Origin of the sequence: Pseudomonas sp. BE134 (assembly GCF_031456105.1) — a bacterium.
Taxonomy (GTDB): Bacteria; Pseudomonadota; Gammaproteobacteria; order Pseudomonadales; family Pseudomonadaceae; genus Aquipseudomonas.
Window position 1 is genome coordinate 17216 of sequence record NZ_JAVDUA010000013.1, and the last position, 8149, is coordinate 25364.

An 8149-nucleotide genomic window follows, 5' to 3' on the forward strand; every position below is an offset into this window, starting at 1 on the left:
CTCGGGATTGTTATGACCGATGCCTGCCGGCACGCGCCGCTCGTAAGGGCCAATGAAATGCGCGATGTCATTATCAAGACGTATTGCACTACACCTGGGGTGTTTTTAGAAAGCTACGGTCTTTCAGCGTGTGTAAATATATGTTTGTGAAAAAACTATTTACAACATAAATGAATGTTGTTTTCGCAAGTTGATCGTCCGTCGAAACATCCGTACACCTATTCAGCTTGCCTGCTCCCGTTTGTCCAATAAGATTGTCAGGCATTGAAAGAGGAAGGCAGAGATTGGCTCACTACTGGTGTGAGATGGAAAACCGTGAAGCTTAATCGTATGACTTGTCAAAAAAGTTACTGATATTGCTCACCACTAAACTGCCCCGCAGCTGCTTTATTGTCCAACTAAGGAAACATTTTATGTCCAGCCATCCGCCTGTAAAAACAGTCTTTACAACTGTTTTCATGGCTACGTTATCCTTGCTTGCTGGCGCCTTGCATGCCTCGACGGCTGTGGCGGCCGAGCCTCAAGTCGAGGTAATGCAGCTACTGAAAACAACGCAGTCGTGGGACGGCGTTCAATATCGCAAGTATCCAGAAGGCCAGCCGGAAGTATCGGTCCTGCGCTATAAAATCCCGGCACATAGCTCGCTACCGTGGCACACCCATCCGGTAGTCAATGTCGCCTATGTTCTCTCCGGTCACCTGACGGTCATCCGCAAGGACAACGGAAAGACATTGGTCATCGGTCCTGGAGACGTATTGCCTGAGTTAGTCGGCGCCTTTCATCGCGGAGAGAGTGGGGATGAACCGGTTGAGCTGATTGTGTTCTATGCGGGAACCCCGACCGTTCCACTAACGGTGAAGTCCGAGCCTGACTAATCGAAATTTGTACAGGCTGTAACATAACGTCTTTTTTTATGCATTAGAAGAACTGGATTCAGCTCCATCGGTTTAACGGTAGTCTGGCGCTAACTCAGGCCGAGAAAAAACTAACGTCGGGTCCGGAATTAGTTGACCACTGCATTCAGACCCGATTGCCCTCACTCATGCGGAATACCTTTCGATACATCGAAGGAGTGGTATGCAGTTTTGCAGCAAATTGTTGACGCATTGAAAGGCTATCGGTAAAGCCCACGGTGTGCGCGATATCGTTGATAGGTTTGTTACTGGACTCGAGCAGGCATTGCGCGAGCAACAACCGTTCTTCCGTCAGCCATCGTTTTACCGACGTCCCGGTAAGTTGTTGGAAACGACGCGAAAACGTTCGTTCGCCAAGTCGAGCATGGTCAGCGAGCGAGCGAATGGTGTGCGGTGTATTGAGATTGGCGCGCACCCAAGCCAGGGTGATGGATATGCGATCACCTGCTCCATCGTGTTGCAACGGACGCTCGATAAATTGCGCTTGCCCGCCCGGGCGATGCGGTTGTACGACCAGGCGCCGGGCAAGACGGTTGGCAACATCTGCTCCATGATGCTTGCGGAACAGGTGCAAGCAACAATCCATTCCGGCGGCATTACCTGCCGACGTCAAAACATCGCCTTCGTCTATATATAACTTATCAACTTCAAGCCGCACGTTGGAGAACCGCTCCGTGAACAGCCTTGTCCACAACCAATGAGTTGTCGCTCGACGACCATCCAGCAAACCTGTCTCAGCAACCACGAAAACACCGAGGCACAGGCCGACCACCTGTGCGCCGCGCGCGTGTGCGGCTCGCAGCGCTTCTATCAAAGATATTGGCGCGGGCTCGTGCGGGTTGCGCCACGACGGTACGATCACGATGTCCGCCGATGACAGCACGCCAAGGTCGTGCACCGTTTCAATGGTAAAGCCGCCACTGGTGCGTAGTTTGCCGCCCTCGGCTGAACAGACCATGAACTCGTAGGGTGGCACACCCAGGTCCGCGCGATGATTGCCGAACACCAGACAAGGTAAGGACAGGTGATACGGACTGATTCCATCGAAAGCGACAACGGCGATTTTCTGTGCGTGCATGTCAACCTCTAAGCGTTTGGCAAGAACCTATCCAAACTTGGCAAGTTTGTGGCTCTTTCGAGCTGCTTCAGAAGCAGACAATGGAAGCGTTCCCTCAATAAGAGCGTTTTCATGAGCAGAAATTACAGCCTGGGTAGACGCAGCGTGTTGTCTGGATTGGCCATGGCAGGCGTGGTCGCCGCGTCGGCTCCAGCCATTGCACTGGCAATCAATCGGTCAACCGGCGTCAATGGAGAGGGACAACTCCCGCCTGAGGACCTGTTCGGCGAGAGCGATCAGAGTGTTCGCTATCGAACAGTCCAGGTGGATGGTGTGGAAATTTTCTATCGTGAAGCAGGCCCCAAGGATGCACCGATCCTGCTCTTGCTGCATGGCTACCCATCATCTTCACGCATGTTCGATCCGTTGCTGCCACTGTTGGCCAAGTCTTACAGATGTATCGCGCCGGACTATCCAGGGTTCGGTCATTCGCAGATGCCTGATCGCCACCTTTACCAGTACACGTTTGAGCATCTGGCCAAGACCATAGCCGCATTTACCGAGGCGTTGGCGCTCAATCGGTATAGCCTTTACATGCAAGACTATGGTGGTCCGATTGGATTCCACCTTGCGCTTGCTCACCCCCAACGAGTTCAGGCACTGATCGTACAGAACGCAGTGATCCATGAGGCGGGGCTGAGTGATTTATGGAAGCTGCGGCGTGCGTTCTGGCAGGACCGCGCTGCTTATGAGCAGAAGATCCTCGATGGTATGCCGGCGCCTTCATCCGGTGTGGCGCGGTATGTGGGGGCACGCAAAAACCGGGAGTCTTTCAATCCTGACCTGTGGTCCGACGAGATCGCTTTTCTGCAAAAGCCGGGGGTTGCGTCGGTACAGCTGGAGCTCGCGTATGACTACCAGAACAACGTCCGCGAGTACCCGCGATGGCAAGCGTATTTGAAGGATTCCAAGTTGCCTTTACTGGTGCTTTGGGGCGTCCACGATCTTATATTCTCAGAGGATGGCGCCAAATCCATAAAGAACGACCGTCCCGATGCCGAGTTGCACATGCTCGATGCCGGGCACTTCGCGCTCAATGAACAGCCGATCAAAATGAGTGGCCTGATCAAAAGGTTTCTTGATCAGGCCCTTGCCGGAGTAAATCGACCATGAGTGGTTCCCCCTACACTTCCACTTCCGCCACCTGATTAAAGTACTTGCACCGATCCGGCGTAAAAGTCACCACCATGCCGGTTCGGGAACAGGCCAACGCCCGCTCTGCACCCAAATCAATATCCAGATCCTCCCCGCGCAAACCTTGCCACTGCGCCAGGTATTTGAGCGAACCGTATTTTTCGAGTTTTTTCAGGCTGCGACTGACACCCCCTTTCCAACCGAGCACCGGCAGTTCCCCGGCAAGGCTTCGTTTGGCGAGTTCGGGAAAGCGGGTGGCGCGTTGGCGGCCGATTTCCCAGCATTTGATCAATCCTTTGTCCGGGCCTTCCCATAATTCCTCGCGGTTCAGGCCTGACCGGAAGGGGGAGTCGATGCTGCGGTGGATGTGCTGGTTCATTCTGGTTCCTTGAATTCGGGTTTTATTGGACAGCTCCGCTGTACCCGTTGACGTTGGATGTTAGGGGGGGATGTAACGACTGGCAACAAGGTATTTCAGGGCGTAGGAATGTGCCGTGGTGGGGTGAAGGGGGAATGGTTGTTTGGCTTTTGTAGGTTTTAGGGCGGTAGCGCCCGCCAAGTCTCGCCAGAGCGGGGCTGTTATGTCTCGGTGGGTGTGTTTAAGTGCTTTGAGGGCAAGCCTCGGTCCTACAAGCGGCAGTGCAAAACGGGAAATTTCCGACAGGCTCTGTCGGCACATGGTGTTGTGGCTGATGGCTTCTTCGCGAGCAGGCTCGCTCCGACAATGGACCACCGTTTGCCGAGATATCGCAGACTCCTGTGGGAGCGGGCTTGCTCCGGGCGGCGTTCCGACGAAGGGGCACCACGGTCTCACGGCTGCCAGAAGCTCTTCTCCCCACTCAATTTGCGATCCAGAAAACACGCCGCGCTGATCAGCGCCAGATGCGTCAGCGCTTGCGGCGTATTGCCCAGATGCCGCGCATGACTGTCCAGTTCTTCGGCATACAGGCCCAGCGGGTTGGCATACCTCAGCAACTGTTCAAACTCCAGATGAGCCTTTTCCACCTGACCGGCCCGGGCCAGGCATTCGATGTACCAGAACGAGCACGCGGCGAAGGCGCCTTCGGTGCCGTCGAGGCCATCAATCCGGGTGTCGTCGTTGCGATAGCGGTAGACCATGCCGTCGCGCACCAGGGCTTTCTCGATGGCCTGGAGGGTGGCGAGCCAGCGCGGGTCTTTGGCGCTGACGAAGCGCACCAGCGGCATCAACAGCATCGAGCCGTCGAGGGCGGTGCCACCGATGTGCTGGACGAAATGGCCGCGTTCTTCGTTCCAGAAGTTGTCCCAGATGTCGGCGTAGATGGCCTGGCGCATCTGGTCCCAACGGGCGAACGGGGCGGGGAGTGAACGTTTGGACGCGAGACGAATGGCGCGGTCCAGGGCGACCCAGCACATCAGCCGTGAATGCAGGAAGTGGTGCTGCTCGCCGCGCATTTCCCAGATGCCCACGTCTTTCTGCTGCCAGGTTTCGCACACTTGATCGACCACTTCCACGGTGTGTTTCCAGCCTTCATGGGAGATGGCGTCACCATATTTGTTGACCAGGTAGATCGCGTCCATCAGCTCGCCGAAGATGTCGAGCTGGACCTGATCGTAGGCGCCGTTGCCGATGCGCACCGGTGTGGCGCCGCCATGGCCGGACAGATGCGGCAGTTCGGTTTCCGGCAATTCCTGGCGACCGTCAATGGCGTAGAGGATGTTGAGTTTCATCGATTTGCCATGGCAGTCACTGACTCGCCCACGCAGCCAGCGCATGTAATCGTTGGCTTCCTGCACGAATCCCAGGCGCATGAACGCGTAGACGGTGAACGAGGCATCGCGGATCCACGTGTAGCGGTAATCCCAATTGCGTTCGCCGCCCGGTGTTTCCGGGAGACCGAACGTGGCGGCCGCGAGAATCGCGCCGTGTTTGCGTGAGGTCAGCAGCTTCAGGGCGAGGGCCGAGCGGTTGACCATTTCCCGCCAGCGACCGCGATAGTTGGACTGCCCGATCCAGTCGCGCCAGAACTTCAAGGTTCGCTGCAGGCAAATGGCAGCGGCACCCTCCTTGAAGCGCGGGTCGTCGAGACCACCGAGCAGGAATTGTGCGCTCTGATCCTGTTTGAGGGTGAATTCGGCGATTGCAGCGTTGCCATCAACCCGCAAAACCTGATCCGACGACAGGCGCATCGGCAACTGATCGGCGGCCACGAACGTCACGTCTTCTTTATCCATCTGCGCGCGAGTCTTTGCGCGAGCGTAGTCATGACGCACGGCGCAACGCATATGAAACGTCGCTTCACCACTGACCACGCGAACCCTTCGCATCAATAGCGGCAAACAGTCCTCGCTGTCGCCGGTGGGCAGCAGGTCAGTCACCTCGACCACCGCGCGTTCACTCAGCCAGCGGGTTTGCAGCACGTTGGTGTCCGGCAGGTAAATCTGCTCACGGCGGGCGTCGGGCAGGTCCGGGGAAAGTTGGAAGATGCCTGCCTCGGGCGTATCCAGCAGCGAGCAGAAAATCGACGGGCTGTCGAATTCCGGCCAGCAGAAAAAATCCACGCTGCCCTTGTCGTTGACCAGTGCCGCGCTGCGCATGTCGCCGATGATGCCGTGGGCGTCGATGTCGCTTTGTCGTTCGGCAAGAAGCGGGTCGAGGGAGATCGGCATGAAGATTAGCGCCTTTTGTTGAGGGCCTAACTAGCTGACTGGTTTGAGTGGCCTGGAGTTCATTGGGTGACTGTTCTCGCTCCATCGCCAGCAGGCTCGCTCGCACAAGGGATCCAGGGTAAGACATAGATCCAATGTGGGAGCGAACCTGCTCGCGGTGGGGCCTTCACATTCAACCAACAATTGGCGGCTTTCCCCTTGTCCAGCGTTTATGGCAACTTGCACACCCTTGTCGAGACCTCGAACCATGGCCAATCCTTACCGCGACCTGTTCAAAGCCCCCGGCAGCAGCGCCTTCGTGCTGGCCGGGATGATCGCGCGCATGCCGATTTCCATGACCGGCATCGGCCTGATCACCATGCTCTCGCAACTGCAAGGTGGCTACGGACTGGCCGGTGCGGTGGCCGCGACGTTTGCCCTGTCCACGGCGTTTTGTGCGCCGCAGGTCTCGCGGCTGGTGGACCGTTTTGGGCAGCGTCGGATCTTGCCTGTGTCAGCATTGATCGGTGGCGGGGCGTTGTTGATGGTGTTGCTCTGCACCCGTTTGCAGGCGCCGCAGTGGACGTTGTTTGTGTTCGCAGCGCTCGCCGGTTGCATGCCGAGCATGTCGGCGATGGTGCGGGCGCGCTGGACCGAGGTCTATCGCGGTGAGCCTGAATTGCAAACCGCGTATGCGCTGGAGTCCGTGCTGGACGAGGTCTGCTTTATTGTCGGGCCGCCATTGTCGGTGGGCTTGTGCGTGGTGGCGTTCCCCGAGGCCGGGCCGCTGGCGGCCTTGTTGATGCTGGCAATCGGCGTCACAGCGTTCGTCCTGCAACGCGACACCGAGCCAGCGATTCATCCGCATGAAGAACACCATCAAGGCTCGATTATTCGTTCGGGCGAGATTCAGTTGCTCATGGTGTTGATGGTCGCCATGGGCATCATCGTTGGCGTAGTCGATGTGGTCAGCGTGGCGTTCGCCCAGCAGCAGGGCCAACCGGCGGCGGCGAGTATTGTGTTGTCGGTGTACGCGATGGGTTCATGCATGGCCGGGCTGGCGTTTGGGGCGTTGCGCTCTAAAGTGCCGTTGCCGCGCTTGTTCTTGTACGGCGGAGTGGCGACGGCGGTGACGACGCTGCCATTGCTGCTGGCGAGCAATATTCCTGGATTATCGTTGGCGGTGTTCGTTGCCGGGCTGTTTTTTGCGCCGACCTTGATCGTCGCCATGGCCCTGGTGGAGCGCATCGTGCCACCGGCCAGGTTGACTGAAGGCCTGACCTGGCTGGTCACCGGATTGAGCATCGGGGTGGCGATTGGCGCGGCCGGTTCGGGGTGGCTGATCGATGCATTTGGAGCGCGCAGCGGGTTTTGGCTGGCAATAGCCGCAGGGGCCGTAGTGCTTGTTTCCGCGATTCAAAGCTTCCGCCACTTGAAATAAAGAACCCTACAGGGGGGATGTGTACGACTAATTCCTCGCGGCGCTCATCCGTTCTCTTATACAGACGACTTTTCGAGGTAAGCCCGGTGACCCAGCTGACATTGCTGTGCCTGCCCTATTCAGGCGCGAGCGCCATGGTTTACAGCCGCTGGCGGCGCAAGTTGCCGGAGTGGCTCACGCTGAAACCGGTCGAGTTGCCCGGCCGTGGCGCGCGGTTTGGCGAGCCGTTGCACACCGACATGCGGCGCCTGGCGCTGCAACTCGCGCAGGAACACATCGTCACGCTCAAGACGCCGTACGCGATATTCGGCCATAGCCTGGGCGCATTGCTTGCCTGTGAAATGGCCCATGCGTTGCGTTCGCTGGGCAGCCCGGAGCCGGTGGCGCTGTTCGCTTCTGGCACTGCCGCGCCGACGATGCGCGCAGATTATGATCGCGGTTTCGCCGAGCCGAAAACCGATGCCGAATTGATCGAGCAACTGCGCACCCTCAACGGCACCAGCGAAGAAGTGCTGGCCAACGCAGAGCTGATGAGCTTGACGCTGCCAGTCCTGCGTGCGGACTTTCTGTTGTGTGGGCGTTTCGAACCGCAGCAACGCCCCTTGCTCCAATGCCCGGTGCACGTGCTCGGTGGCAAGGCTGATCGCGCCACCCCTGAACAATTGATCGGCTGGAGCAAGGAAACCCACGGCAGTTTTTCCGTGGACATGCTCAGCGGTGGTCACTTCTTTATCCATGAGCACGAGGCCAAGGTGTTGCGGGTGATCAAGGATCAGCTCGACGTTCACCATCGCCGACATGCCATGGCCGCCAGCGCCTGACACATTCTCATATCCCCGCGAACCCCTGTGGGAGTGAGCCTGCTCGCGATAGAGGTAGATCAGTCACATCGATGTTGAATGTGCCGCCGCCATC

7 protein-coding genes are annotated in these 8149 nt (G+C 57.8%); 4 read left to right on the forward strand and 3 right to left on the reverse strand.

Features of this window, described 5'->3' with window-relative positions; all coding sequences use genetic code 11:
* The first annotated feature begins 413 nt into the window (after positions 1–413).
* Entirely contained in the window at positions 414–875 is a 462-nt protein-coding gene (locus J2Y56_RS12805) for a cupin domain-containing protein (RefSeq protein ID WP_007943448.1), read from the forward strand.
* A gap of 145 nt (positions 876–1020) precedes the next feature.
* Here the strand turns inward: J2Y56_RS12805 and J2Y56_RS12810 are convergent, their stop codons facing one another.
* Positions 1021–1992: a helix-turn-helix domain-containing protein gene (locus J2Y56_RS12810; protein WP_310350526.1), complete on the reverse strand. Its 972-nt coding sequence runs from the start codon at positions 1990–1992 to the stop codon at positions 1021–1023.
* Positions 1993–2103: 111 nt separating this feature from the next.
* On the opposite strand from J2Y56_RS12810, the gene J2Y56_RS12815 reads away from it, so the two are divergent.
* Positions 2104–3144, forward strand: coding sequence for an alpha/beta hydrolase (locus J2Y56_RS12815; protein WP_310350528.1), 1041 nt, complete (start codon positions 2104–2106; stop codon positions 3142–3144).
* 10 nt (positions 3145–3154) lie between these two features.
* On the opposite strand, the gene J2Y56_RS12820 is transcribed toward J2Y56_RS12815, so the two are convergent.
* Together J2Y56_RS12820 and J2Y56_RS12825 are read right to left on the reverse strand one after the other, a co-directional pair.
* A complete protein-coding gene (locus J2Y56_RS12820) occupies positions 3155–3544 on the reverse strand; it encodes a hypothetical protein (protein ID WP_310350530.1) in 390 nt (129 codons plus the stop codon).
* A 431-nt stretch (positions 3545–3975) separates the two neighbouring features.
* Positions 3976–5814 (reverse strand): glycoside hydrolase family 15 protein, encoded by a 1839-nt coding sequence (locus J2Y56_RS12825; RefSeq protein WP_310350532.1) that lies wholly within the window; start codon positions 5812–5814, stop codon positions 3976–3978.
* Positions 5815–6061: 247 nt separating this feature from the next.
* On the opposite strand from J2Y56_RS12825, the gene J2Y56_RS12830 reads away from it, so the two are divergent.
* Together J2Y56_RS12830 and J2Y56_RS12835 are read left to right on the forward strand one after the other, a co-directional pair.
* Entirely contained in the window at positions 6062–7234 is a 1173-nt protein-coding gene (locus J2Y56_RS12830; protein ID WP_007943443.1) for an MFS transporter, read from the forward strand.
* Positions 7235–7320: 86 nt separating this feature from the next.
* Positions 7321–8055, forward strand: a complete 735-nt coding sequence (locus J2Y56_RS12835) for an alpha/beta fold hydrolase (protein WP_310350534.1) — start codon at positions 7321–7323, stop codon at positions 8053–8055.
* Positions 8056–8149: the final 94 nt, after the last annotated feature.

Bases quoted from the DNA above. Each gene is read 5' to 3' on its own strand.
- J2Y56_RS12830 (WP_007943443.1), top strand. From the start codon at position 6,062: ATGGCCAATCCTTACCGCGACCTGTTCAAAGCCCCCGGCAGCAGCGCC.
- J2Y56_RS12815 (WP_310350528.1), top strand. From the start codon at position 2,104: ATGAGCAGAAATTACAGCCTGGGTAGACGCAGCGTGTTGTCTGGATTG.
- J2Y56_RS12825 (WP_310350532.1), bottom strand. From the start codon at position 5,814: ATGCCGATCTCCCTCGACCCGCTTCTTGCCGAACGACAAAGCGACATC.
- J2Y56_RS12820 (WP_310350530.1), bottom strand. From the start codon at position 3,544: ATGAACCAGCACATCCACCGCAGCATCGACTCCCCCTTCCGGTCAGGC.
- J2Y56_RS12810 (WP_310350526.1), bottom strand. From the start codon at position 1,992: ATGCACGCACAGAAAATCGCCGTTGTCGCTTTCGATGGAATCAGTCCG.
- J2Y56_RS12805 (WP_007943448.1), top strand. From the start codon at position 414: ATGTCCAGCCATCCGCCTGTAAAAACAGTCTTTACAACTGTTTTCATG.